At 58.7% G+C, this 24,963-nt stretch carries 17 protein-coding genes; 3 read left to right on the top strand and 14 right to left on the bottom strand.

The genetic code is table 11. From position 1 onward, the window contains the following. Positions 1 to 18: 18 nt before the first annotated feature. Genes HUV48_RS12095 through HUV48_RS12105 form a run of 3 tightly spaced genes read right to left on the bottom strand, consistent with a single transcriptional unit; the run spans position 19 to position 3,304 of the window. Entirely contained in the window at positions 19 to 1,467 is a 1,449-nt protein-coding gene (locus HUV48_RS12095) for a GumC family protein (RefSeq protein ID WP_176268061.1), read from the bottom strand. Then, on the bottom strand, positions 1,464 to 2,699 hold the full coding sequence (locus HUV48_RS12100) for a porin family protein (RefSeq protein WP_176268062.1): 1,236 nt from the start codon (positions 2,697 to 2,699) through the stop codon (positions 1,464 to 1,466). The genes HUV48_RS12095 and HUV48_RS12100 overlap by 4 nt, the downstream gene beginning before the upstream one ends. Next, positions 2,696 to 3,304: a polysaccharide biosynthesis/export family protein gene (locus HUV48_RS12105; RefSeq protein ID WP_176268063.1), complete on the bottom strand. Its 609-nt coding sequence runs from the start codon at positions 3,302 to 3,304 to the stop codon at positions 2,696 to 2,698. The genes HUV48_RS12100 and HUV48_RS12105 overlap by 4 nt, the downstream gene beginning before the upstream one ends. A gap of 3 nt (positions 3,305 to 3,307) precedes the next feature. Between HUV48_RS12105 and HUV48_RS12110 the strand changes: the two genes are divergently transcribed. Continuing rightward, the gene (locus HUV48_RS12110) at positions 3,308 to 4,969 is read left to right on the top strand and encodes a tetratricopeptide repeat protein (RefSeq protein ID WP_176268064.1); all 1,662 of its coding nucleotides are present in this window, start codon (positions 3,308 to 3,310) and stop codon (positions 4,967 to 4,969) included. Beyond that, entirely contained in the window at positions 4,966 to 5,754 is a 789-nt protein-coding gene (locus tag HUV48_RS12115; RefSeq protein WP_176268065.1) for a WecB/TagA/CpsF family glycosyltransferase, read from the top strand. The genes HUV48_RS12110 and HUV48_RS12115 overlap by 4 nt, the downstream gene beginning before the upstream one ends. Before the next feature lie 14 nt (positions 5,755 to 5,768). Here HUV48_RS12115 and HUV48_RS12120 read toward each other — a convergent pair whose 3' ends face one another. From HUV48_RS12120 to HUV48_RS12145, 6 genes are all read right to left on the bottom strand, one after another. Further along, on the bottom strand, positions 5,769 to 6,989 hold the full coding sequence (locus HUV48_RS12120; protein WP_176268066.1) for a glycosyltransferase family 2 protein: 1,221 nt from the start codon (positions 6,987 to 6,989) through the stop codon (positions 5,769 to 5,771). Then, positions 6,986 to 8,083 (bottom strand): glycosyltransferase family 4 protein, encoded by a 1,098-nt coding sequence (locus HUV48_RS12125; protein WP_176268067.1) that lies wholly within the window; start codon positions 8,081 to 8,083, stop codon positions 6,986 to 6,988. Before HUV48_RS12125 ends, HUV48_RS12120 begins: the two co-directional genes overlap by 4 nt. Before the next feature lie 61 nt (positions 8,084 to 8,144). Beyond that, complete coding sequence (locus tag HUV48_RS12130) at positions 8,145 to 9,017, bottom strand: SurA N-terminal domain-containing protein (protein WP_176268068.1); 873 nt, start codon at positions 9,015 to 9,017, stop codon at positions 8,145 to 8,147. 18 nt (positions 9,018 to 9,035) lie between these two features. After that, the gene (gene epsI / locus HUV48_RS12135) at positions 9,036 to 9,752 is read right to left on the bottom strand and encodes an exosortase-associated protein EpsI, V-type (RefSeq protein WP_176268069.1); all 717 of its coding nucleotides are present in this window, start codon (positions 9,750 to 9,752) and stop codon (positions 9,036 to 9,038) included. Then, positions 9,745 to 10,644, bottom strand: a complete 900-nt coding sequence (gene xrtV / locus HUV48_RS12140; RefSeq protein ID WP_176268070.1) for an exosortase V — start codon at positions 10,642 to 10,644, stop codon at positions 9,745 to 9,747. Before xrtV ends, epsI begins: the two co-directional genes overlap by 8 nt. Before the next feature lie 218 nt (positions 10,645 to 10,862). Then, positions 10,863 to 11,408: an FxDxF family PEP-CTERM protein gene (locus tag HUV48_RS12145; RefSeq protein WP_176268071.1), complete on the bottom strand. Its 546-nt coding sequence runs from the start codon at positions 11,406 to 11,408 to the stop codon at positions 10,863 to 10,865. Positions 11,409 to 11,838: 430 nt separating this feature from the next. Here HUV48_RS12145 and HUV48_RS12150 point away from each other — a divergent pair, with 430 nt between their 5' ends. After that, positions 11,839 to 13,020, top strand: a complete 1,182-nt coding sequence (locus tag HUV48_RS12150; RefSeq protein ID WP_176268072.1) for a DUF1996 domain-containing protein — start codon at positions 11,839 to 11,841, stop codon at positions 13,018 to 13,020. Positions 13,021 to 13,080: 60 nt separating this feature from the next. Here the strand turns inward: HUV48_RS12150 and HUV48_RS12155 are convergent, their stop codons facing one another. From HUV48_RS12155 to HUV48_RS12175, 5 genes are all read right to left on the bottom strand, one after another. Then, positions 13,081 to 15,636 (bottom strand): glycoside hydrolase family 3 C-terminal domain-containing protein, encoded by a 2,556-nt coding sequence (locus HUV48_RS12155; protein ID WP_217906808.1) that lies wholly within the window; start codon positions 15,634 to 15,636, stop codon positions 13,081 to 13,083. Between the two features lie 219 nt (positions 15,637 to 15,855). Further along, positions 15,856 to 19,212: an error-prone DNA polymerase gene (locus tag HUV48_RS12160; protein WP_176268073.1), complete on the bottom strand. Its 3,357-nt coding sequence runs from the start codon at positions 19,210 to 19,212 to the stop codon at positions 15,856 to 15,858. After that, positions 19,212 to 20,783 carry a DUF6504 family protein gene (locus HUV48_RS12165; RefSeq protein WP_176268074.1) on the bottom strand — a complete coding sequence of 524 codons (1,572 nt, stop codon included), beginning with the start codon at positions 20,781 to 20,783 and terminating at the stop codon, positions 19,212 to 19,214. Before HUV48_RS12165 ends, HUV48_RS12160 begins: the two co-directional genes overlap by 1 nt. Then, a complete protein-coding gene (locus HUV48_RS12170; RefSeq protein WP_176268075.1) occupies positions 20,686 to 21,459 on the bottom strand; it encodes a hypothetical protein in 774 nt (257 codons plus the stop codon). Before HUV48_RS12170 ends, HUV48_RS12165 begins: the two co-directional genes overlap by 98 nt. A 332-nt stretch (positions 21,460 to 21,791) precedes the next feature. Then, positions 21,792 to 24,626 carry a M16 family metallopeptidase gene (locus HUV48_RS12175; protein ID WP_176268076.1) on the bottom strand — a complete coding sequence of 945 codons (2,835 nt, stop codon included), beginning with the start codon at positions 24,624 to 24,626 and terminating at the stop codon, positions 21,792 to 21,794. Positions 24,627 to 24,963: the final 337 nt, after the last annotated feature.

A 24,963-nucleotide genomic window follows, 5' to 3' on the forward strand; every position in this document is an offset into this window, starting at 1 on the left:
TGATAGTCCTAAATTATTTTATCGTCGCCCAGCAATTGCGGGGATGAACCTGCCAAAGCCACGCTTCGTTGCCGCTGTTTTTCGCTCGTCGATGATTGGAACTACAGCAAGCGGTTTTTCACCGACAATTCCACCAAGCGAGTCTGGATCGCGAATAGGACGGAACAGTAGTTCAATCGCCATCGCAAGGACGCCGCCCAGTATAAGACCCCCGCCGACGCACAGCGCGAAGATGAGAAGGCGATTGGGCCACACGGGGGTGTCCGGAACGATTGGAGCCTCTACAACGGTTAGTCGCTCCGCAATCTGTTCGTCCTCGGCTTTAACCCCGGCGCGTGCTTGCGTCAGGCGTACCTGAACGTTCTGATACTGCGAATTGAGGCCTGACAGGTCCTGTTGCAAGCTCGTAATCTGTTGTTGAACGAGCGGCGCGCGGGATTGGGCTGCTAAGCGCGAATTGAGCTGCGCCTGCTCCTGCGCCTTTACAGCTCGAAGCTGCGCGATCTGCGTATTGTTGAACGAAATCTGGCGGTCGATCGCATCGAACGGCAGAAGTTGCACGTTCTGCTTTGCGAGCTGGCGCGCTTCGGCGAGGCGTTGTTTGGCAAGAACAACGTCCGGGTGCGATTCCGAATAGGTTGCGCGTGCGTTGGCAAGCGCCGCTTCTGCTGCCAGAACACCGGGGTCTCGTTGATCGGCTGAAAGGGCCCGGTTGCGCTGTGCAACGAGTTCGCTGTTTTCCCGTTGAAGCGCAGCAATCTGAACGTCGTAACTTCCGGTACCCGAGCTTACAATTCCCCCGCCCCCAGCAAGCGCTCCACCGTTACGTGCGCTAATCTCTGCAATCTGCGTCTCAATTTCATTGATACGTGTCTCGAGTTCGGCGGATTGATCGGTGAGAAATTGAACCGTGTTGGTTGCCTGTTCGACGTTACCGGAAGCATCAAGCTCGATGATGCTGTCCATGAGGTCTTGTGCAACCGCTTGTGAAGGTTGGGCTTCTTCGTAGAAGAAACTTAATTGAAACGCGATTGTCTCAGCGTCTCGATTACTAGGCGCCGTTGCTCTGGTTGGGGTAAGTTCAATGTTCTCGCGCATTTTTTCGATGACGGCGGACAACGGTTGTGATTGCCGCTCGTCGACGTAAAGACGATGCCGCTCAATCAGGGACACAAGATTCGGACGGCTTGTCACTTCTTCCCGGATACGGGCAATTCGCTGATCTATGACCTCGTTGTTGAGTTGGTCGAATACTTCGCCTTGCACCTGCGGTGCCTGCACGATCATTAAGGCGTCGGACTTGTACAGCGGCTCGATCAGCACAGTTGCGGCGATAGCCGCGACGATTCCGAGTACGGACGGAATGATAATCCACCATTTCCGCTCCCATAATATCGTAGGAAGCTGTGTAAATAACCCGCCGAAACCCTGGCCGGTAGGTTCTTCACCATAGCCGGCTTCGTTCATCGCGTTTCTCCGAACATGTAACTAATGCCAATAAATCCTTGGAGGTTGCCGTCGCGGCCGGTTCGCGACCGCCCACTCGTGTTTGAGTAGCCACCGCGTACATAAGCGGACAAGCGGTCTGTAAAGTAGCGGCGCCACTGCGCGGATGCGCCGTATATTTCTTCCGAACCATCGGTCTCGAAGCCCAACCAATCTCGGTCAATTTGATCCGCGCGAGCGTATGAGGCGCTCAAGGACAAGCGGTCGAACTCGCTCAGAGCGCGACTGTAGCTCCCTGCAATGGTGGTAGTTGTACGGATACCAGCGTATGTCGTAGGCGACGCTTGCCGACCGGCGTTTACGCAAAGCGAGGACTGAAACCCGCGCCGACACAAGCTACCGTTAGCTGCGAAGCCGACGTTGTTAATACTCGTGTCTTCCGGACCCTGGATCGATGTGAAAGAGGCACCAACCTGTCCGGTAACGTTCATCGTCGGACTGATTTGATGCTGTAGACCAACCAGAGATGTAACAAATTGTCCGTCGCCGATGGACTGATCGAAGTAGTCAGCTTTCGAGGCTTGTACGCTAGTTTGCAAGGAAGTTCGGGGTGTGAGTTGATGTCCCCAACCGGCGTTAAATCCGGCCTGACGGTAGTCGCGTCCGTTAAACCGTTCGGTTATGCTTTGCCTCGCGCTCATCCCAACTGATAGGGAATCACGGGGGCTGAGCACGCGCGAGACCGACGCATCAACACTCAATGACGTATTCCGGCCGCGGACACCAGCAAGGGTTGGGTCGATAAACTCTACGTCCGGGAACTCGCCGGGTTCGAGCAGTAGGGGGTCGCCAAGCAGGTTGTTCAGATTGTACTGCGAAAGCGTCCGGCTTGATTGAAAACTGGCATTGGCTCGTAGTGTCGTGCGTTCGTCAATACGCGTCTGCCCTCCCGCGTTTAGACGGTAAGAATCTTCCGTACCCAAACCCTCGTTGTATTGGGGAAGACGAACGGAACCAGTAATGCGAAAAGTGGTGAGATCACTTTCGAAAGTCACCGATGGTTCGATTTCGATACTAGCGGAGAAGGCACCGCTTTGATCGCCGTCAAGCAGGAATGCGTTGGTTTCGTAGCCACCATCGGCCGAAACACGAACCTGCGCCCGGGTATCTGCAGTCGCACCGGTCGAACCAAATGCAGCTAGCACGACAGTTAGACTGCCGGTCCCGGTGCGCGTAATCGAGGGCTGCATCATGGCACGATCACCGTATCGCCGCTTTCGATCCTGATCAGGTTCGCATTTGCCACGTCGCGCTCGCTTACACCGCTTTTGAACAGGGCTGCCATGCGAACCCGTATCGTCTGCAACTGCGTGCCATTTTTCCGAATGATGACGACGTTGTTGAGATCGGCAAATTCGTTCGGCCCGCCCGCCAGACTTAAGGCTTCGAGAGCGTTTACGTAACGGCCCGGTTGAAAACTTCCCGGTGAGTTCACTCGTCCGATGATTGAAAATTGCATTCCCGACGGTGCAACCGAAACCGTCACCTGCGGAACGTCACCACGATACTGGTCTTGCAATCCATCACGTATCCGTTGTTCGAGCTCGCTTGGAAGAAGACCCCGCACATTGAGCTGCCCCACCAGTGGGAAGGCTATCGAGCCATCGGGCAGAACATTTACCGTGCGTTGCAGCCGCTCTTCACCCCAAACATAGATTTCGACGGAATCACCCGGATTGATCCGATAGTCGGCCGACTGCGCTTGCTGGTCCTGTGCTGTCGCCGGCACGGAAAACGTGAACTGCGCCATCAAAACCGCAATTGCTGCGATAACCATTTTTTTAAGGGAAAAGTGCATTACATGATCCTTGTCAGCGGGCCTTGTCGGTTTGACCTGCGAATTTCCGGTTCTAATAAGCTCGAGATGATTGCAATCCAATTAATTAACTTCTTCCGCGCAAAGTTCAGTTCAGCGGCAAAATGCGTTTTGCCGCTGGCTCTGGCATTGTCGGCGTGCGCTGATCCGGCCGAAAAAGCCGCCGAACTTGGCGCTTTAGCGCAATCCCAGCTTCAGAACGGTGATATCGCATCCGCTCAGCAAACGATAGCGGAAGCTGTCTCTCTCCGGGACGACGTCGTGGAATTGCAACTCCTGAGAGGTCGGATCGAGCTCGCAGCCGAATCGGCGGATACCGCATATGGCGCATATTACAATGCGTTGGCTCTGGATCCTGTGAATTCAGAAGCATTGCAGGCCGTGTCGCAGCTCGGCCTCTCGACTGGCAATCTGAAGCAATCGCTCGATGCAACTGACCGCATTCTGACGATGACGCCGAACCAGCCAAACGCCTTGCTCGTGCGAGGGCTGCATGCGTTGGTCAAGCGGCGGTACAATGATGCGATTGAATACGCTGAGCGGCTGGCTGCCACGCGTCAATTGGACGAGAACGCCCGTATCCTCAAAGCGCGCGCCTTGTTTCTGAAAGGTGACTCACAAGGTGCGCTTAGCCAGGTAGCTCTACAAGGTGAGCCGGAGGCTACTGATGGCGGCGCGCCAGTTTCTGAAACTATTGCTCTTACGAGGCTCGAAATCTTCCGAGAAATTCGCGACGCGCCGCGAATGGAAGCTGAATTCGACCGCTTAACGGTCATGCGGCCGGGCGATCTTGGACTACGGCTCGATCAGGCGAATTTCTACTATCGGCGGGGAAATCCCGGGCGAGCGGCAGAAATTATGACGGAAGTTCTATCGAATGAAGAACCGGATCCTGGAGTAGCTAACGAAGCGATCCGCATATTCGGAGAATACGGTTCTGCTGACTTGTCTGCTGCGCATTGGCAGCGCATTGCGCAGAACGGCGACCCACGTATCACGTCGCAAGTTGCTCGCTATCTAGTGACGACTGAAAATTACGAGGCAGCCGCGAAGCTCATCGGTGTTCTAGGCGGAGCAGAAAGGAAGGCTCTCGGCGCACGCTTACAGGCTGCTCAGGGTCAAACACGGGACGCAATTAGATCAGCGAATGAGTTGCTGTCGTCGGATGCGACCAACTGCGATGCGCTAGTCGCGAAAAGCGTCGCTTCCCTTGCAGAACGTAATTTCGAACGGTCCGTGCGGAATGGCCAGCAAGCGATGACCGAATGTCCGAACGATATCGGAGCCGCGATTGTGACCGCGCAAGCTTATACGGGTTGGGAACGCGAAGCTGGAGCGCGTCGCGTATTGCAGCAGGCATTCGCCAATAACCCGCAAAGTTTCGTTGTCGCCCAAGCAAACGCTGAATGGCTTGTCGGTCAAGACCAGAACCGCAGCGCCGTCGCCGTCATGCGCCGTTTTACGCGCGACAGTCCCGCATCATTGCGTGGTTGGACCTATTACGGCGAGCTTTGCCGCCAGTATCAGCCCTCCTGTGCTACGGAGGCAAGAGCAGGCTATGCAAATGCTGAAGATCGCTATGGTCTCGACCTGCCTACGGGGCAGCTCCAACCCAACGGACTTTTCGGAAGGTTCGTCCAGCGGTGACGTCGTCTACAAGAGCGGCGCGTACCGAATTCCTTGGATTGCCCTTCGATCATCTCAATCAGACTGAGACGCTTGAGGAAATTCAGCGATTGGCCGGCACTCGGAAATTCGCGTTCGTCGTCACCCCGAATGTAGATCATGTGGTTCGCCTGCATGATCTTCCGCGCGATGCGTCGCTATGGCAAATTTACCGTGCCGCAGACATCTGCGTTTGTGACAGTCAAATCTTGCGTAGCTTGGCGAATGCATCCGACATCGACCTGCCTCTCGTCACCGGAAGCGACTTGACGCGCCGTGTTATTGAAGAGGCGTCTCGCGCCGGAACTACGGCGACCTTCGCGATTGTTGGCGGCGATCAGGAATTGCTGAGTGAACTTACCCGTACCTATCCCACAATAAGGTGGACTCAGCAGATCCCGCCGATGGGCGTGGCTAAGAATGTCGAAGCACAGCGAGAAATAGCGGAATTCGTTGAAGCGTCGGATGCGCAAATTGTCTTCTTCGCTATCGGTTCTCCGCAAAGTGAGATCGTTTGCAGCCTCATTGCCGAACGCGGCAAAGCGAGCGGTGTTGGTCTGTGTATTGGAGCATCGCTAGAATTCATCACTGGCGCCAAGCAGCGCGCGCCGTCCTTCATGCAGAAACTGCGAGCAGAATGGTTGTTCAGACTGCTGAGTGAACCGAACCGATTGTGGCGCCGCTATCTGGTCCAGGGACCGAAAATTTTCTTGATTTGGCGGGAGTGGAACAATGGTCGGTCTACTCGAACCCATGTTCGAAGCTGAATCAGCTTTTGGGTCTAGGGACTCGGCGGGGTGTCTTCGCCGCTACGCCGGGTCCGGTTCCAATCCGTTTGCTGCGAGCGAACGAAACCTAGATAGAGCGGTATCTTCCAAAGGATATAAAGTGGCGCCCGCAAAATCGCCTGAGCAGATAGCGTCTCACGTCCTTCGCGCACCCAGGCTGCGATTACGCTAGAAATAGCAAGAGTGATGAGCGCGGCTAATATGATCGCAGGCATCCAAACCGCCGTAACGAAACCTACGAGTACATTGGCGCCCAACGCCACACCCGACATCAGGAACAGCAGCGCCAATGGCGGTACGAGAAGATGGGCACCGAGGGCAATCTTGTGACGCGACCCATTGCCGATGCCATTAGCGAGGAGGGGAAACGCCCGCGAGAGCGCGGTACGCATGAAGCCATGCTCCCACCGGCTTCGCTGAGCAGACATGTCTTCTAGCGCAGCAGGTTCGCTGATAACGCGCGCGTTCTCCGCAAGCCGCACCCGCAAACCTTTTTCGGCCAGTTCTAGCGCTAGGCGCATGTCCTCGACTGCATCGCCCGTAGCCAAAGGAGCGTCCGCAAATATCTTCCAAGGAAAGGCCATGCCGGTCCCAAACAGCGGGATGCCGCCACCGATGCGCTCAAGCCCGCGTGCGCGCACAACGTTTTTAACGAGCATTGCGAAATTTGAGATCTGCACCATGGGTGGTGCGCTCGTTCGTGCCAGGAGAAGATTGCTCGCCTGATATGGCTGCTGGGCGGTCGTCACGAGATTACCTAGCTCGACAATACTTTCCCTGTCGGTCCGGCAGTCGGCATCGAGAACAATGATTGCATCGGGGAGCTCGGACGCAGCCCTTCCAGCGAGAAAATCGCGTCCGTGGGCTAAGGCATAGCCCTTTCCACGCTTTTCTTTGTCGCTTCTTTGCGTAACTGTCGCGCCGGTAGCACTAGCAATTGCGGCAGTCTCATCGCTACAATTGTCAGCGACGACCAGGATTTCGACTGTCCCTCCGCTTCCCGAAGCGATTGTTTGCTGCAACGCGCCGACAGTTGCACCGATTGTCGAAGCTTCGTTATGGGCTGGGATGATCACCACGATGCAGCATTCATGCTGCCGACGAACAGTCGGTGTGGAGCGTTTGAGACCGAATAGAACCTCTAGCGTGAAGTACGCAAGTATTGCACCAAGTACGCCGGCAACCAACCAAGCCAAAAATGCGAGAGTTGTCACTTCGCTTCGCTGACAGCAGCAAATTGGCTGAAGAAGTTTCGGTAGTTATTAGCGATTTCAGGCCATGTGAACTGATCAATCCCTTCCGGCGCTTTACCGACGGGCGCGACAAGCGCTAATCGCAGCTTTTCCTCAAGAGCAGCCTCGTCTCCGGTATCGCAAAGATATTGCGTATCTCCGTAAATCCAGCGAGTTACTTCAAAATCATGCGCAACCACTGGTAAGCCGCTTGCCCAGGCTTCCAGGTACACATTCCCAAATGATTCAAACTCGGAGAGATGCATGAACACGTCCGCTGCTCGGTAGAGCTGCGGCATCTCGGATGCCTGCAAACTTAAGCGTGTAAACCGGTTCGGCAGGAGTTCTGCAGCCAAGCGATCACCTTCAGCCCTTAACGGGCCATCGCCTGCGACGACCAAATGAGCCCCATCATGCTGCGCGACCGCGCGAATACCATCCAGCACCCGCTTAGTCCTGATGAATGCGCTAACCATCAGTACGATTGGCCTTTGCTGTGGTAGCTTGAGGCGCTCCCGACAAGCAATTTTCTCCGCAGATGATGCAGGAGTAAAGCGCGCTACATCCACTCCGTTTGGAATGAGCGTGCAATTCCAGCGATCTCGATTGCGCTCAAGATATGAAGGGTTCGTACAAACCAACCCATCGCAGTTGAACAGCCTGTATTCCGAGTCGTTAGAAAACGCGGGCCAATCGCCGTTCTGCGTAACGAAAACATTACGCGGACCCTTTCTGCGTCCGCGTTGCAACGCCAGATTCGTAAAAGGAAAGTTGCAGGTCACCGTAACATCGTATTGGGATAAATCTTCCTTTGCGGCGAGGTTTGCCGCGAAGGTAGCATCTTCCCACTTCGTCTCGTCGCGAAGACCCGGGATCGATGGAAGGCGTTCAAACCGCTCCCGGCGCGCAGCGCCAAGCTTTTTGTACCGGTAGCGAACGCCTTCGCGTGGTTCTCCAGCTCCGATTACCGTGACGCTCTCGCCTAGTTTGGCAAGTTCGTCTGCAACCGATAGTAAGGCAACTTCGGCACCGCGTTCATAGCGATGGAAGCCTGGAAGGGCGAACAATATGCGCATGTAAAACTTCGCCCGAGACTAGCGACCAGCAATTAATACCTTGGTTCAGAAAAGCCGTTTGCTACTGGCCGTCCTTCATCACGCTTTCGACCGGATTATTAGGATCGTCCACGTCCGGAGCATCGGCATCAAAGCCTTCTTGGTAAGTGATGTCCGCGGTTTGACGCGCGCTTTCCAAGCGGCTTTCGAGCGATCTTTGGATTTCGGCGTTCCGCAATGCCTGAAGTGCTGCCGGGCGGCTCTCTTCGGGAGAAACCGGCTGTACTTCACGGTCGGTAATGACTGCCACGGTGACCATCGAGCCCTCAGGCGTCACGAACGGCTCGCCTTGCGGCACCGCCAGTATGCGCTGAAGACGCTCTTCACCCAGACGGGCGCTATCCATTCCGGCTTTACCGCGCGTATAATTGATACCGAGACCGTCGAGCGTAGCCGCTACCTCGTCCATCGTATTGTCATCCTCTAGCGCTTTGAGCATGTCCAGATTTGAGGGCAGCGGGAACTGAATGCGATCAAGCGTGAAAATCGTGCGATTGGCAAAACTGCCAGGATTTTCGGAAATGTAGTTGTCGATCGCTCCTTCGTTCGGAACCGTTGCCGCGCGCTCCTGCTTCTGCCGTAGCAATTGGATAAGAAGCGCGTCTTCAAGCTGCCGCCGCCTAACGAGGAATTCCGGGGTCTGATCTAGGCCGTCTTCACGTGCCGCCTGAGCCAACAATCGCCGATCGATAATGCGCTTCAACACCGCTTGACGCAGTTCTTCTTCGTTCGCTCCCTCGGGAATAGGGATCGAGCTAAGCTCGGTATTGATTTCCTGAAGCGTGATTTCCTCGCCGTTAACAACGGCCGCAACCTGCCCGGTAGGTTCCTGGTCACAGGCGGCAAGGAAACACGCGCTAGCGAGCAACGCAATTTTCGTGAGACGGTTCATCATTATCCTCTCGTGGAACAATTACGCCAGTAGAAGGCGTTGAAGCTTTGGCGGCGATGCCGCGACAAATTTACTCGCAAAAGAGCGCAAGTCCGATAGTGCTTCATCGCGATCATTTCCAAGTAGGGAGACGCGCATGAGCATTCCGTCAGGAATTCGTCCGTTGAGATTTGCCTTGATAACGGCAAGTCGTTGCTCTGCCCAACTGCGTGGGTAGGCATCCCCTAGTCTGGTGAAGTACGTCACCTGTTCGACTCGGTCTGGACCTTCAGCGGTAAAGAAGTTTGCCGGAATGCTTCTTTCTCCCGCATCGATGGCAACTTCTTGAGTAGGCGAAAGGGCGAACCCGCCGACAGGATAGCATACCTCAGGGCGATGTACCTGAAGGACGCCGTCCTGAGTATTATTGTAAGCCAACAGCAGCATGATGTGCGGGTGACCCGGAGCGGAGTAAACGCGCGTAGCTAGGTTGTCATAAAGCCGGTCTCGTAATGTGTCGGGCGGCGGCAGAACCACTCCGCTAGTCGACACGACTTCGTAACCACCCACCTTGGCTGGCAAAAGGTCGTCGAAAACCTCACCGTCGACTGGTTTCGCATATTCTTTTGGTTGGCGGGCGTAAGCGACGCCGGACGCGGCCGCTAGTGCGCCACCAATGATAAGATGCCGCCGCGAAAGCAGAGGAGTACGACTTTGCTGTGCGAGATGATCCGGTGAATTGAGGAGTTCGTCAGTCAACTTTTTGAACCCTTTTTTTCCAGATCGGCCTTATCAGTTCATCAAGGAGGAAAGTCAGGCCTAGAGCGACCGCGAACATAAAGATCCCGGCGAAGTTGTGGAGGAAACCTTGCGCTGTCGCTTCACCAGCATGGTAGGTAAGTAAGATCAAAATGAGTACGCGGGCAAAGTTAGCCATAAGTGCGATGGGTATGACAAGTATGACGAGAAGCAAAGCGTAACGCCACTCCGCCTGGTGCCGAAGGTACACGTAAAATAGTGAAATTGCCGTCAACGAGATGATGGAGTTCAATCCCGAACAAGCGGCTGCGACAAGCAATTCATATTGCCCAATAAAGATGCGAACCCCTTCACCTCCGATGGGATATCCAAACAAGTCGAGAAAAGCGATCGAAACGCGTGACAACTCTATCTTGAGAGGAACTGTCACGGCTGCCACAAGTGTGTCCGGGGGCGGGAAGGCAAACCCCAAGTAAAGGAGAGGAAACCACAAGCGTTTCATCGCAGCCCCGCCGATGATGCTGTAAAGAACCACCAGCAGGGTTCCGTACATCAAATAGGCTTCGATTTCCACGATCTGCGTGACGCGCGCGAACACGTAGAGAGGCACGGTAAGGACAAGTAGTACCGACACAAGCGCGATATTGGGCTCAGAAGTAAACCGCCGGGCGGGAACCCATTCTCGCCAAAGAAGCCAAAGGCCCGTAAACAAGATGATGGGACCGTGGGCGCCTTCCTCGCCGGACCAACCTTCTCGCGCGACGAATTGCATCGTAGGTAAAATGAAGATCGCGAGGCAGGCCAGAAGCAATATACCTGTCAGTGATAAGGTGCTGGCCATTTCGCGCACCGATTGTCGCTCGTCGGCTTCGATCTGTGCGGCGCTTGCCATTGAACTGTTATCCTGCGGTTTCAAGTTATTCATCCGGCATAATACGGATGATCACGAAGGGCGGCAATGCTACATGTCGAGATATGTTGCGCGTGTGTCTATTAGAGAGTGATGGAGCATTAAGTGTTAACGCGGTCTGGCTGATTGCTTGGGACGAGCTGGAAGACAGGGAATAAAAAAGGGGGCCGAAGCCCCCTTTTCAACATTGATGCCTTAGATCAGGCGAAGTTGTAGCGCACTCGCGTTTCACGCAGTTCCGGCTTCTTGCGACGCATGCTGAAACCAACAGCAGCAAAGCCGAGCATCAGAAGCGCCCAAGTGCCGGGCTCGGGAACAGCGGCGGTCGGGACGAACGAAATCGTACCGGCGAACGAGCCGTTGCCACCCGAGAAGCCGTTCACGACAAGCGTCTGAACGCCTGCGAGCGTAGCCAAACCTTCAATCGAGCCAAACTCAACTCCGCCGTTGGGCGAGAGACTGAAAGCGACGCCGTTCAGAAGTACCGAAGTGAAATTGATGTCGGTCATGGCATCTACGCGCACGGTGCTGATCGAAGCGGCCGTGGTACCATCGACCGGAAGAGTGAAAGTGAACTCACGCGTAAAATCACCTGATTCACCACTAGCCCGTACGACTGCGCCGAATTCGCCGGTGAGCGTGCCGCCATCGCCTTCTTCGAGGACCACTTCTACAGCATTGGCTGCAGTCGGCATTACCGCGAAAGCGGATAGTGCTACTGCACTCGATAAAATTAGTTTTTTCATATAGTTACCCCTTTTGAGCGTAGTTTACGCCGAGCTAAAACTTCCATCGGCGCGATTATAGTTCTGAACTGCAACCCGAACGTCCGGCGAATTTTTCCGCTCTGGATCACCGAAAGTTTGGCTCCGGTTTCGAGTCGATGCTCAGTTAACAGATTCTTAAACATCGTCAAAGTTCCTCGAATGGCTACATTTTTCGGAAAATGACTGTTTCGTCTCGCTATGGCACAAAAGCGTTCGATAACGAGACAGAATGAAAAGCGTCGAGCGTTGAGATATTGGCCCGCATTGTGCGTATATGACGAGAAGCTCCACTTCGAGCACCGGTGTTAACGCACGTTAAGCGGCCAGTTTAAGAGGACCTTTACCTCCTTCTGCAATCCAGAACTCACCAAAAACGGTGAGGGCTGCAATGCGAAATTCTTTCAAGGTCATGTCTGTAAGCGCAACGCTGATGCTACTGGCATCATGTGGCGGCGGAGATGCCGCACAGAACGGTGTGGCTCCGGACGACGGTATCGTCGCCGCTGCACCAACGCCAACACCGAGCCCGACCCCGTCGCCGACTCCGCCGCCTACCGAAACTGGAACAAAGGGACCGGCCGGTTATGTCCAGTTGGCTTCGATCGCGAGTAACTTTGATACCTCGGGAATGCTGCACGGCGTTCGTTTCCCTGAGACCAACGCCCCCGATGTAGTCGGCGCCTTTCGCTTCACCTGTAAACCGAGCCACAATGCCTATGACGACCCGATCGTATTTCCCGGGCAGCCTGGACGCGCTCATCTACACACGTTTTTTGGTAATACGCTCACGAACGCGAACTCGACCTATGAGTCGTTAAGAACAACCGGAGAGAGTACGTGCAGGAACGAGTTAAACCGTTCAGCTTACTGGATACCAGCAATGCTGAACGGTGTGGGGCAAGTCGTCATGCCGTCGCACATTACGATTTACTACAAGCGAGCACCACAAACTGATGAGGCTTGTACCACTAAAAATAAATGCATCGCGATACCGAGGGGTCTCCGTTACGTTTTCGGGCGAACGATGGACGGGTTAGAGGGGTATAAAGGGCACTTCAAATGCCGTGGTGGCGGGGCGAAATACGACACCATCCCTGAGGTGGCAGAAAACTGCGAATTAGGTGGGCAGATTGGCGCCGTTCTAGACGCACCACAGTGTTGGAACGGTACGGAATTGGACAGTGCTAATCATCGCACACATATGGCTTACAGAAAACGAGATCGCATGACGGGAGAGGTGGCCTGTCCGGATACCCATCCTTATGAAATTCCTACGTTTACTCTCTCAGCTTGGTACGACGTCGACGAATCTCTTGATCGCACTGGTGATATGTCGACAGATTTAAAAACCTGGTACTTCGCATCAGACCGAGTGGAGGGAAAGCCGGCTCACGTTTCCGGCTCGACATTTCATGCTGATTGGTTCGGTGCCTGGGACGATGACGTGCTCAAGCAGTGGACTGACAATTGTATTGATAAGCTGTTGAGCTGCAACGACGGCAACTTGGGCAATGGACAAATGCTTCAGAATAACGAACTTACGAAGTCGGATACGCCGCGACTTGTCGCGGTTCCCCCGCGGATCATTTAAGTCCAGCATAGCGGCGGCGCATCACTGCGCCGCCGTTTTCTTTGCGCTGCCACTCGGCATTTATTTCGGTAAGGTGGCGCCTTCTGCAACCGTTATCTGTGCTGAAACTCCATCGGCCTTGGCAAGTCCTTCACGCGCAACCGGTTGACCGCCCCCGATCCACAGATCGATTTCACCGGGAACGACTTTTCGCACTCCTTGCGCGTCGACAAGGCTGAGGTCCCGCTGATCGAGAATGAAGGTGACTGTCTTTGTCGATCCCGCAGTGAGATTGATCCGGTCGAACGCTTTCAGGGAGCGTATTGGTTGCTCCGGTCTGCCTGGATGGGTCAGGTAGAGCTGGACGACTTCATCGCTCTCCATCCCCCCGGTGTTCGTCACGTCCACAGACACCTTGACCGTGCCGTCCGTTTGGGTCGTCACCACGGGATTGCCGTAATCGAAACTGGTGTAGCTCAGTCCATATCCGAACGGGTAAAGCACTTCCTGTTTATGATAACGGTAGGTCCGGTTCTCCATCGAGTAGTCGGTGAAGCCGGGCAGATCGTCCAAATTGCGATAGAATGTCACTGGAAGTCGGCCTGCCGGGCTGTAATCGCCGGCAAGCAGTTGCGCGACCGCATGTCCTCCCTGACCGCCTGGGTACCAGGCTTCGACGATAGCCGGGATGTTCTCATCCGCCCAGTTCACCGCGAGCGCGCCGCCGTTCATCATCACCATCACGATCGGCTTTCCGGTCGCGTGAAGCTCCTTCAGAAGGTCGGATTGCGGCTCGGTCAGGTCGATATTCGTGCGGTCGCCGCCATCAAAACCCTCCGCCTCGACCTCCATCTCTTCGCCTTCAATACGAGCCGAAAGACCGCCGACGAAAACGACAAGATCCGCGTTGCGCGCTGCAGCGACGGCGTCACTGTCGTCATCGCTTGGCTTGCTCCAAACGAGCGACTGTTCGCCGCGCTGATCGGTCTGCCAACCTTCGACGCGGATTGGATAGGTTTTGCCACCTTCGAGTTCGATGTCGCCCGCTAGGATCGAAGGAGAATCTCCGACCCCCCATTGATCGACCACTTCCTTCCCGTCCACGAAGACGCGGTAGCCGTTCTCGGTGGAGTAGCGGAAAGTGTAGGTTCCGTCTTCCGGCGGAGTGATGAAGCCGGTCCAGCGGACCGAGGTATTACGCCCCTCGCTGAGCCAGGTAATGTAAGGTCGTTCGTCGACGACAGTTCTGACCGGACTGCCTTCGAGATTGCGATTGTCGAAATACTCGGCGGTCAGACCGTTCGAGGTACACGCGCGATCGGGGCAGAGAACGTCCTTAGGTACGTCCGACTGCGCCTTTCCGATGAGGCCCGTCCCCTGAACGTACTCAACCTGGCTGCTCGGAAAGCGAGCCTTGATGCCGTCGAGCACAGTGACGGGAGCGGAAGGCTTGCCGTAGTAATTGCCTACCAGCGCATCGAAACTGTCGGCGTTCGGACCGATAACCGCGATCCGGCGCGGCGCTTCCTTAAGCGGGAGCAGATTGTCTTCGTTCTTGAGCAGCACCATCGACGCTTTCGCCATGTCGAGGGCAATCGCATTATGCTCGTCCGTGTTGAACTGGTCCGGGCCGATATTAGCGTAGGGCAGCGAACTGTAGTCGTCGAACATGCCGAGCTTCATGCGTCCGGTGAACAGGCGCGTCAGCGCTTGGTCGAGGACGCCTTCGTTGAGCTTTCCGGTTTTAACGGCTTCGACGATCTGGTCGGATTCGGTAGTCCACTCGTTTCGGAAGTCGCCGCAGATAACGTCCATACCCGCTTCGAAACCGAGCGCGACACCCTCCACGCGTTCGGCGTAATCGAGCGCATCTTCGCGGTAGATGTTCGCGGCCGCGCCGCAGTCGGTAACGACGTAGCCGTCGAAGCCCCAGTCATTGCGGAGCCGCTCTTCCATCAGGAACTCGCTTGCGCAGGCGGGAACGCCGTAAAGCGCATTGTAAGCGCACATGACCGAGCCGACTCCGGCATCCATTACGGTAGTGCGGAAAGCAGGAAGATAGGTTTCTTCCAGATCTTTCGGTGTAGGGTAGAAGTCCTGCTGATGGCGGCCGAATTCCGGACCGGAATGGACAGCATAGTGCTTTGCGTTCGCGATCGTCTTTTTGTATTTCGGATCGTCGCCTTGCAGTCCGGTGATGAAGGCGTTTGCGATCTTGCCGGTGAGGTACGGGTCCTCGCCGTAGGTTTCCTGCCCGCGGCCCCAGCGGGGGTCGCGGAAGATGTTGATGTTCGGCGACCAGACCGTCAGCCCTTGGTAGATGCCGCTCGATCCGTCGTCCTGGAGCGTCTTCACGTATTTAGAGCGGAACTCAGTAGAAATGACGTCGGCGGCGCGGTGCATCCGGTCGGTATCCCACGTCGCCGCCATGCCGATCGCTTGAGGGAAGACAGTTGCGACGCCGGCACGTGCGACCCCGTGCAGCCCTTCGTTCCACCAGTTGTAAGCGGGTACGCCAAGACGCGGGATGGCCGGGGCAGCGTGCCCGGCCTGCAGAGCTTTTTCTTCCAGCGTCATGCGGTTGACCAGATCGCGCGCGCGTTCTTCGAAGGCGAGCGAGGTGTCGCGGTACGGCATCGTACCGGCGATCTGATTCGCAGTATTGCTGGTGGCCTGCGGCGGAGGAGCCGAGGTCGCGGCACACCCTGTTAGCGCTACCAAAATCGCGGAAAAAGCAACGCCCCGAAAGGCAGCCGGTTTCGTTGGCACGTGTAGTCCCCTCTGGATGAATTTTTGTTCTGAGCCGTCAAACTGGCACGGAAAGGATTTGGTAACAACTGGGAATTTGGCCCGCCTTCAATGGAAGTCGCGGGACTTGGGGATCACGCTGACATCGCGCGGATGCCGTCCGATATTGGACGGTAGCGATCCCGGAAGGGGACTGTTGACATGATCGGCTCGCGCGAGATCGTGCCGCAGCAAGTCGTCGGAAAGTAGCGTAAGCCTCGCGGTGTCGTCGTGCATCGTGCGGGCGACCACATGGATCACGTCGTCGTCCATCTGCACCGTGCCTTCCACTGCCATCAGCCGCGCACCCATGATGACCTTGCGATTGCGTTGCAGTGCATCGGGCCACACCACGAGATTGACGACTCCCGTCTCGTCCTCGAGCGTGATGAAGACGACGCCTTTCGCGCTTCCCGGGCGCTGCCTAATAAGCACGATGCCTGCGACCGACACGCGCTGGTTGAAGCGGCATTTCCTGAGATCGCAGGCCGGTGTGTAACCGCGCGCGGCATAACTTTCGCGCAGGAAACCCATCGGGTGCCCTTTCAACGACAGCCGCGTGGTCTGGTAGTCTGCGACGACATGCTCGCTCAGCGGCATGATGGGGAGCAGGGCGGGGACGTCGTCTCCTTCGTCGTGCGCGTCCGCATGGGCAAACAGGGGCAGATCGGGCGCATTCTTGAGCGCACGTGCATCCCACAGCGCCTCGCGCCGGTCCTTGCCGAGCGAGCGGAACGCGTCGGCGGCGGCCAGCAGTTCGATCGAGCGGGCAGCAATCCGGCCACGAGTGCGCAAATCCTCGATACAGGCAAAGGGCGAGGTCCGCGCGGCCAGCAGCCTCGCCATATCGGCCTCGGCTAACCCGTCGATCTGGCGCAGGCCGAGGCGCAGCACCAGCTGCCGCTTGCCATCGATGATCTGCCATTCGACGGTACTGTCCCAGTCGCTCAGGTTCACATCGGGCGCGAACACCCTGACCCCGTGTTCCTGCGCATCGCGCACGATCTGCGCCGGAGCATAGAAACCCATCGGCTGCGAATTGAGCAGACCGGCGGCGAAGATGGCCGGATGGTAGTACTTGATCCAGCTCGACACGTAGACGAGATGCGCGAAGCTGGCCGCGTGGCTTTCGGGAAAGCCGTACTCGCCGAACCCCTCGATCTGGCTGAAGCAGCGGGCGGCGAACTCGCCGTCGTAGCCGCGCTCGATCATGCGCCCGACCATCTTTTCCTTGTGTTCCGCCACCCCGCCGCGGTTGCGGAACGTCGCCATTGCCTTGCGCAGCTGGTTGGCTTCTGCGGGCGAGAAGCGCGCCGCCACCATCGCGATCTTCATCGCCTGCTCCTGGAAGATCGGCACGCCAAGCGTGCGCTCCAGAATGTCCTTGAGCTCGTTCGGCGGGCCGTGCTCTGGCCCTGGCGAGGGGTAGAACGGTTTCTCCCGTCCTTTCCGGCGCTTGAGATAGGGGTGCACCATGTCGCCCTGGATCGGACCGGGGCGCACGATGGCGACCTGGATGACGAGATCGTAGAACGTCTTGGGCTTCAGGCGCGGCAGCATGTTCATCTGCGCACGGCTTTCTACCTGGAACACGCCGAGCGAGTCCCCCTTCTGCAGCATTTCGTAAACCGCCTGGTCCTCCTGCTCGACACTGGCGAGCGTATGGGTTTCGTCCAGATGTGCCTCGATGAGGGCGAAGCACTTGCGGATGCAGGTCAGCATTCCCAGCGCCAGCACGTCGACTTTGAGGATGCCGAGCGCGTCGATGTCGTCCTTGTCCCACTCGATGAAGCTGCGGTCGGGCATCGCGCCGTTGCCGATGGGAACGGTGTGGGTCAATTCGCGCTCGGTCAGGATGAACCCGCCGACGTGCTGCGACAGGTGGCGCGGCATTCCGATCATCTGCTCGGCCAGGGTCAGGACCCGGCGCAGGTGCGGGTCGGCAAGGTCGAGCCCCGCTTCCTCCACCTTGGCCTCGTCGACCGACGATCCCCAACTGCCCCAGACGGTCTTGGCGAGCGCGCCGGTCACGTCCTCGGACAGACCCATCACCTTGCCGACTTCGCGGATGGCGGAACGCGGACGGTAGTGGATGACCGTGGCGCACAGCCCTGCGCGTTCGCGGCCGTATTTGCGGTAGATGTGCTGGATCACTTCCTCGCGCCGCTCGTGCTCGAAATCGACGTCGATATCGGGCGGTTCCTTGCGCTCCTTGGATATGAAGCGCTCGAACAGGAGGTCGGAGGTGGCCGGATCGACCGCGGTGATCTTGAGGCAGAAACAGACCGCGCTGTTCGCTGCCGATCCGCGGCCCTGGCACAAGATGTCTACGCTGCGGGCGAAATCGACGATGTCGCGGATCGTCAGGAAATAGCGCGCGATGTCCATTTCCGCGATCAGCGAGAGTTCTTTTTTGAGCGCCTTCACGACCTTGTCGGGAATACCGCCGGGATAGCGGTCCGCAGCGCCCGCCCAGGTAAGTTCGGCGAGATACTCGTCGGCCGAGCGCCCGTGGGGCACGGTTTCCTGCGGATATTCGTAGCTGAGCTGGCCAAGGTCGAAAGTGATGGCATCGGCGAGCTTGCGCGTTTGGGTGATCGCGTCGGGCCACTTCTCGAACAAGCGGACCATTTCGGCAGGCGACTTCAGATAGCGTTCGGCATTCGCGTCGAGCAGCAGGCCCGCCTGCCCGATCGTCACCTTTTCCCGGATGCAGGTCATCACGTCCTGCAGCGGTCGCCGCTCAGGCGCGTGGTAGTGCACGTCGTTGGTCGCAAGGAGCTTGAGGCCGCTATCTCGCGCCAACCGCTCGAGCCGGTTGATCCGCGCCACGTCTCCGCCGCGGTAGAGGTAGCTCGCGGCGATATGCTTCATGCCCGGAAGCAGTTCGGCAAGGCGCGGCAAGCGGCTTGCGAACCCGTCCAGCTCGGCGGGGGGAAGGGCGATCAGCGCGACTTCGTGGGCCGGCTGTCCGACGCTCTCGGCGAGCATGGCCAGCGTCAGATCGCAGCCGTCCTTCTCCTGCCAGTCGCCGCTCGCCGTCTGCATCTTGGCTGCCGAAAGCATGGCGGTGAGCCGGCCGTACCCGTCTCGGGTAAGCGGATAGGCGAGGAATTCGAGCGGCTGTTCGCCGTCTTCCTGCGGCATGGTAACAAGCCGGCATCCGGTCAGCGGACGCTGGCCGGCATTGCGCGTCTCGGTCCACATGCGGACCGCGCCCGCCATGCTGTTGCGGTCGGCCACGCCAAGGGCATCGTAGCCGAGCTTGTGAGCGGTTAGCGCCAGTTCAACCGCATCGGACGCGCCGCGCAGGAAGGAATAGCACGACGCCACGCCGAACTCGACGAAGGGCGAGGGGGGATTGGGCGCGAAATCTTCGGGATTGCCGATCGTGCGCTTGTCCGGGGTGAGCGGGGCTTCGGGCATCAGGCGAACAGCCCGTGCAGGTACCAGTCGGGCACATCACCCCGTCCGTCTCCGATCAGACCGCTGCGGTAGATCCAGTAGCGGCGGCCCCGGTCGTCCTCGATCCGGTAGTAATCGCGCAGCCGGACGTGCGAGCGCTCGCGCCACCATTCGGGCGCGATCCGCTCCGGCCCCTCGACCTTGGCGATGTCGTGCAGCGCGCCGCGCCAGCGGAAACGCCGTGGCAGGCCTTCGGGCGTCGCATAGATCACCGCTATCGGCTCGGCCCGGTCGAGCAGTTTGAGCGGACGGCGATGGAAGCCGAAACCGTACTGCATCTCCGCCGGCTGACTCGATGCAGCCCGCCATGACTGCGCACGTTCGGGCAAATGGCTCGCGCGCGGGTGAGGGCGGCGCACGGCCCGGCTGCCGAGCCGGGTGACGAGCCGGTCGATCAGCGGCGCGATCTCGGCTGCGTCTGTCTCGCCGCCCGGTCCGGCAAGGTCCGCCTGCGCTTCTTCGAGCGACTGGGTCCACACCGCGACCAAGCGGGCCACATCGATGCCGAAACCGGCATCAATGATGTCTAGCCGCTCTTCGAAGAGGTTGGCGATGTGCTTGGCGTCCCGGCTGGGGGAGGCGAGTTCGACCTGCCGTTCGATCGGCATTCCGTCGATCCGCCAGAGGATGAGCGACAGCCGCCGCGCACCCGTCTGCCGCTCTTCCAGCAGGCGGACCAGATCCTGCGCGAGGTCGGCGATAACGATCTTGAGCGGCTCGGTATGGAGCAGCGGCTCCATCAGCCGCCGCTGCGCCTGCGGCGGGGGCGTATGGACGATGGGAACGAGCGGATCGTGCAGGCGCCCGCTCAACTGGTCGAGACGGATGAGCGGATTGCCTTGCACGAAACGGCGGTCGCGGAACCGCCGGACGAGGCTTTCGCGGGGCACGGCGAGAAGGTCGCGCACGGTCCTGAAACCAAGCCGCCGCAGCAGCGTCAGCGTATCAGGCGCGAGCCGCAGCGCTGCGACCGGCAGGGGGGCAACCGCTTCCTCCGCGCTGCTGGCATCGCGCACGATCGTGCGAGCCAGTCCGTAATGCGACAGCGCCCACGCCGCCGCCGCAGTAGGGGCAAGCGCGGTGCGCGCGGTATAGCCCAGTGCCGCGAACCGAGCCTCCACCGCTTCGAGCAAGGCCGCTTCTCCGCCGGCAAGATGCGCCGCGCCGCTAACGTCGAGCACGATGCCGCTGGGCTTGTCGGGCGCGCTCCACGGCCCCCAGCGCTGCGCAGCGAGAGCCATCCTTTCGAGCAGCCGCGCATCGCCTTCCGGATCGCTCGGCACGGCGATGAGGGCGGGGTAGAGCATCCGCGCATCGGCCAGCCGCATCCCTGGCTGCGCGCCCGCTTCGCGCGCCTCAGGGGTCACATGATCGATCAGCGGACCATGCGCGGTTTCGGTGACGAGCGCGGTGGGCTTCTCCGCCTCCGCAGTCTCACCCTGCTGCGCGAGCGCCTTCTTCCACCGCTCGATCGCGAGGTTTGGAAACCAGATGGAGACGATCGCCCGCTGCCTTTCCGCCCGCGCGCTCATCGCCGTTTACTCCATGCGCCAGCGTGAACTCGCCTGGGCGGAAAGCGCGTGCCCGGAACAGCTGCGCGCTTGCGGTCGGACTGCCCGGCGCACGCGGGTCCCATGCATCCGGTTCGCTCGGCCCGGCAGAAACCTGCCAACGCATCCGCGCGGCCGACAATTCCCGTTCTGCACCGCGGCGGATGAGGAACAGCGGCACTCCGCTGCGCGCCGAAGCCAGCACCAGACGCCGCGTGGCGGTGAAATCGAGCGCGGTAGGATTGCCCGCGATCTCGCCGATAACGAAGGACAGCGCGCGGCATCTTACGCCTTCCTCCATGGCCCACAGCGCATCGACCGGACGCGAGGCCGCGACATGTAGGAGGTTGCTTTGAAGCTGCGCGGGCAATCCGTGAATGCAAGTGCGGCCTGACAGGTGGATGGAGCGGCTGTCCTGCACCCACAGCCATGCCGGGGCCGCCTTTCCCCGGATGGCGCCGAGATGCAGCGCGAAGGCCAGCGCGAGCCCGTCGGCTGCGGCATCGTCGGCACTGCAGAACAGCTCCCACAGTGAGGGCTCGGTTTCGGCCGAAGGCGACCATTCGCCTTCGCGCAGCTGGCTTTCGAGCATGGCGCCGCCTGCCGCGTAAACAGGCGCGGAGGACGCGAAGGAGGGGACAAATACGGCATCGGACATAATAGAGAACAAAGAGCGAATCGTTTCTGTTCTCTTTATGTTCCGATCGCTCGATGAGTTCAAGCGATTGAGTCGGAAAGAGCGGGGCACTATGGTGAACCGCGCCCCGACACCGCATGACTTTCTAGCCTAAGTCTAGCTCATTCCCGCGCAGTCTTTTTCGGATCGCATCCGCACAGTCAGGCTGAAAAAAACCTGACCTCGAACGCGTCGCTTGCGCCGCCTCTATCGACGACCTTGAGCAATTTCGCGGGCGCTCAGAATCGTGCTGAGGGCTGAACCGGAAAGAGCAGCCGCCGACGCCAAACCGATCAAGAGGCCGCCGTAAGAAATTACGTTCCCACGCCGAGATCGCTCCGCGAGAGGTCTAGCGCATCTGCCTTTACCACTTCGACATCAGGCCGGATCGCGCGCAAATCGTCGATAAACTCGGCAGCATTGCCGACCACTACAACCGTAGCCTTGTCCGCCCCGACGTATTTCGCGGCCGCTGCGCTTGCTGCCTCGGGCGTGATGTCCTGCAAGTCTGCAGCGTAGTTCGCGGCTTCGCTCGGTTCGAGACCGTACATCAGCAGTTCGGCGACGATGCTGTTGAAGCCGGACGAGGTTTCCAGGCTTCGTCCATAGCCGCCCGACAGATAAAGCCTGCGCGTGTCGATAAGATCGGCGGCGAAGGCTTCACTACCCAGTCGGTCGAATTCATCGAGAAAGACTTGCACCACCTCGTCGGCAGTTGCGTTCTGTGTCTGCGAGCTCGCGATCAGATATGCGTCGTCGGCGCGTGCGGGGAGGCCGCTATATGCACCGTAACTGATCGAGCGCTTCGTACGCACCTCTTCGAACAACCTTCCGCTCGAGCCGCCGCCCAGCACCGCGTTCGCCAGTTCTAGTGCGATATAGTCCTCGCCCGAACGTGAAGGGGCTCGCACCCCGGCATATACCGCGGCCTGTCCCGCATCGGGCATGTCGACCACGACGGTACGTACCGACTGCGGATCGCCCGCTCCATTCTCGACGGACGGGGGCACCGGAGCATCGGATGTCCAGTCGCCGAATAAGTTGTCGGCGAGCGTGACCGCGGCCTCTGGCGCGATGCCGCCACTCACTATGACTTTCGTCTCGGCCGGATGCCACCAATTGCGGCGATGCGAGAGCAGATCTTCGCGTGTAATCGCCGCCAAGCTCTCCTGTGTGCCGCCAGAAAGAGTGCCATAAGGCGCATCGCCGTAAAACACCGGCTGCGCCACCATTTGTGCCAAGGCCCCCGGATCCTTCAGACTGACTTCGAGACCGTCGATCGCGCGCTTGCGTTCCCGCTCGAACTCTTCGGCCGGGTAGTCTGCGCTGCGGATCATCGCTGCGAGCACCTCGCCTGCCTCTTCCATGTTGGCGGCAGGCGCGGTCAGGCTGAAGAAACTGCCGTCAGTCCCGGCGGTCGCGCCGACGCTGGCCCCCAGACTTTCGAGACGCGCAGCAATCTCCTGCGCGCTCATGCCGCCAGCACCCTTGTCGGCGAGCACTGCGGCCATGTTCGCTACGCCGGCTTTGGCCCGGTCGTCGGATCGCGATCCGCCGGGGACAAGTACGGTCATCGTGGCAAAGGGCACGTCACCGGTCTGAGCCGCGACGACTTCGATGCCGTTGGACAAGGTCCGCTCGACAATTGCCGGCGCTTCCACCGCCGGTCTTGTACCGGGTTCGGGGAGCGGATCACGCTCGCCTTCGGACCGCACGGCCAATGGGGTACTGGTCGGTTCGGGAAGCGTGCGGAAAGTAGGGAACGGTGCAGGATTAGTCCATTCAGCCGGGTTTTCCTCGCCCTGCTCATAAGCCATGTCGACCCGTCCCCGCGGATCAAGCCACTTGGTTGCCACGCGCTGGACATCGGCAATCGTCACTTCGGATATTGCGTCCAAGCGCTTGTCCGCAGCAGCCGGGTCTCCGGTCGATACCATTGCTTCACCCAGTTCGAACGCCCGGCCGCGAGCGGTTTCACGGCTACGCAAAGCGCTCGAAAGCAATTCGTTCTTGGCTTCTGCCAATTCGTCGGCGCTGACCGGTGTGGACCGAACGCGGGCGAATTCAGCATCGAGGATCGCTTTGACCTCTACCGCGTCAGCGGCGGGATTGGTAATTGCGAAACCGGCAATCATACCGGCTTCTTCGCCGTCATTGTAGAAGAAGCTCGCATCGACAGCCTTTCCGCTGCGCACCAGCGCTTCGTTCAACCGGCTGTTATCGCCGCGCGCCATAATCGCAGCGAGAACTTCCAGCGCTGCGGTATCCGCGGTCGCGGTCTTGGGGCCTTTCCACAGCGTGCCGCGCACCGGTAGCGGCACGTTGGGCGCGCGCGCTACGATGCTGCGCGGCTCCGTCCGTTCCGGCTCTTCGGCAGTCAGTTCTAGCGGCAACGGGTTTTCTCGGCGCGGAATGTCGGCAAAATATTCCTCGACCAGCGTGCGCAGATTCCCCTGGTCGAAATTGCCCGCCACGATCAGCGTCGCGGTGTCGGGTCCGTAATAGGCCTCATGGAAAGCGAGCGCGTCTTCGAGCGTCGCTGCATCGAGTTCCTCGATCGAGCCGATGCCCGGACGGCGATAGGCAGTCGTATCGTAGGCGTTCTCCGGGATGACAAAACGCTGGAAGCGCCCGTATGGGGGCGCGAGCACGCGTTGGCGAAGCTCCTCCTTCACGACGTCGCGTTCCCGGTTGAAGACCTCATCGTCCACCACAGGAAACGCCATGCGTTCGCGGTGGGTCCATAGCATGCGTTCGAGATATTCGGCCGGTACAGTCTCGAAGTAATTGGTCCGATCCGGTCCGTTCGACGCATTGCGCGTGCCCCCGACATCGGCGGTGAGGCCGTAGATCTGGTTGTACGGCATGTTCAGCGTCTTTCGGCTGAGAATGTGCTCGAACAGATGCGCAAACCCGCTGCGCCCTTCCGGGTCAAGCTTTGAGCCCACGTCGTACCACATCGAAGTCGTGACGCTTGCGGTCGTATCGTCCTCGATCGCTATGACCCGCAAGCCGTTATCGAGCGACCACGTCGTGTAGTCGATCTTGGGCGCGATGATCGCGCCACTCGCTTCGTCCTGCGCGGCTAGCGGCACGGCGGTGGCTAAAGCGATGGCGATCGTCGAGGCTGCAAGAAACCGCTGAAGCATAACGAAACCTTTCCCGTATCGTGGCGGGAACCGGTAAGCTGTGCCTAACCCCCCCCGCATTCAATCTATGTGATCAGCCTAAGAGTGTGTGATGCCAATGTCGAGGCGAGCATGTATATCGCTTCAGGTAACAGCTTCTTCGTTCCAAACCGGGGCGCAAATTACCAACAGCGCATCGCATCATGTTGGGTTCGTACAGCGCCGTGAAGGGGTTTGGGCGGCTATAAGATTTTGCCTTCGCCTATGATAACCGAAAGTAGTATCCAAAAGTTTGTGCGAAGACGGATTGGACCGGTAGCGAACCGAGTGGTTCTGACAGTCAAGGTCGATAGGACGG

The organism is Qipengyuania atrilutea (assembly GCF_013370205.1).
GTDB lineage: Bacteria > Pseudomonadota > Alphaproteobacteria > Sphingomonadales > Sphingomonadaceae > Actirhodobacter > Actirhodobacter atriluteus.

Bases quoted from the DNA above. Each gene is read 5' to 3' on its own strand.
- HUV48_RS12165 (WP_176268074.1), bottom strand. From the start codon at position 20,783: ATGAGCGCGCGGGCGGAAAGGCAGCGGGCGATCGTCTCCATCTGGTTT.
- HUV48_RS12155 (WP_217906808.1), bottom strand. From the start codon at position 15,636: ATGCCGTACCGCGACACCTCGCTCGCCTTCGAAGAACGCGCGCGCGAT.
- HUV48_RS12175 (WP_176268076.1), bottom strand. From the start codon at position 24,626: ATGCTTCAGCGGTTTCTTGCAGCCTCGACGATCGCCATCGCTTTAGCC.
- HUV48_RS12170 (WP_176268075.1), bottom strand. From the start codon at position 21,459: ATGTCCGATGCCGTATTTGTCCCCTCCTTCGCGTCCTCCGCGCCTGTT.
- HUV48_RS12150 (WP_176268072.1), top strand. From the start codon at position 11,839: ATGTCTGTAAGCGCAACGCTGATGCTACTGGCATCATGTGGCGGCGGA.
- HUV48_RS12130 (WP_176268068.1), bottom strand. From the start codon at position 9,017: ATGATGAACCGTCTCACGAAAATTGCGTTGCTCGCTAGCGCGTGTTTC.
- HUV48_RS12110 (WP_176268064.1), top strand. From the start codon at position 3,308: ATGATCCTTGTCAGCGGGCCTTGTCGGTTTGACCTGCGAATTTCCGGT.
- xrtV (WP_176268070.1), bottom strand. From the start codon at position 10,644: ATGGCAAGCGCCGCACAGATCGAAGCCGACGAGCGACAATCGGTGCGC.
- HUV48_RS12145 (WP_176268071.1), bottom strand. From the start codon at position 11,408: ATGAAAAAACTAATTTTATCGAGTGCAGTAGCACTATCCGCTTTCGCG.
- HUV48_RS12160 (WP_176268073.1), bottom strand. From the start codon at position 19,212: ATGCCCGAAGCCCCGCTCACCCCGGACAAGCGCACGATCGGCAATCCC.
- HUV48_RS12105 (WP_176268063.1), bottom strand. From the start codon at position 3,304: ATGCACTTTTCCCTTAAAAAAATGGTTATCGCAGCAATTGCGGTTTTG.
- HUV48_RS12095 (WP_176268061.1), bottom strand. From the start codon at position 1,467: ATGAACGAAGCCGGCTATGGTGAAGAACCTACCGGCCAGGGTTTCGGC.
- HUV48_RS12125 (WP_176268067.1), bottom strand. From the start codon at position 8,083: ATGCGCATATTGTTCGCCCTTCCAGGCTTCCATCGCTATGAACGCGGT.
- HUV48_RS12100 (WP_176268062.1), bottom strand. From the start codon at position 2,699: ATGATGCAGCCCTCGATTACGCGCACCGGGACCGGCAGTCTAACTGTC.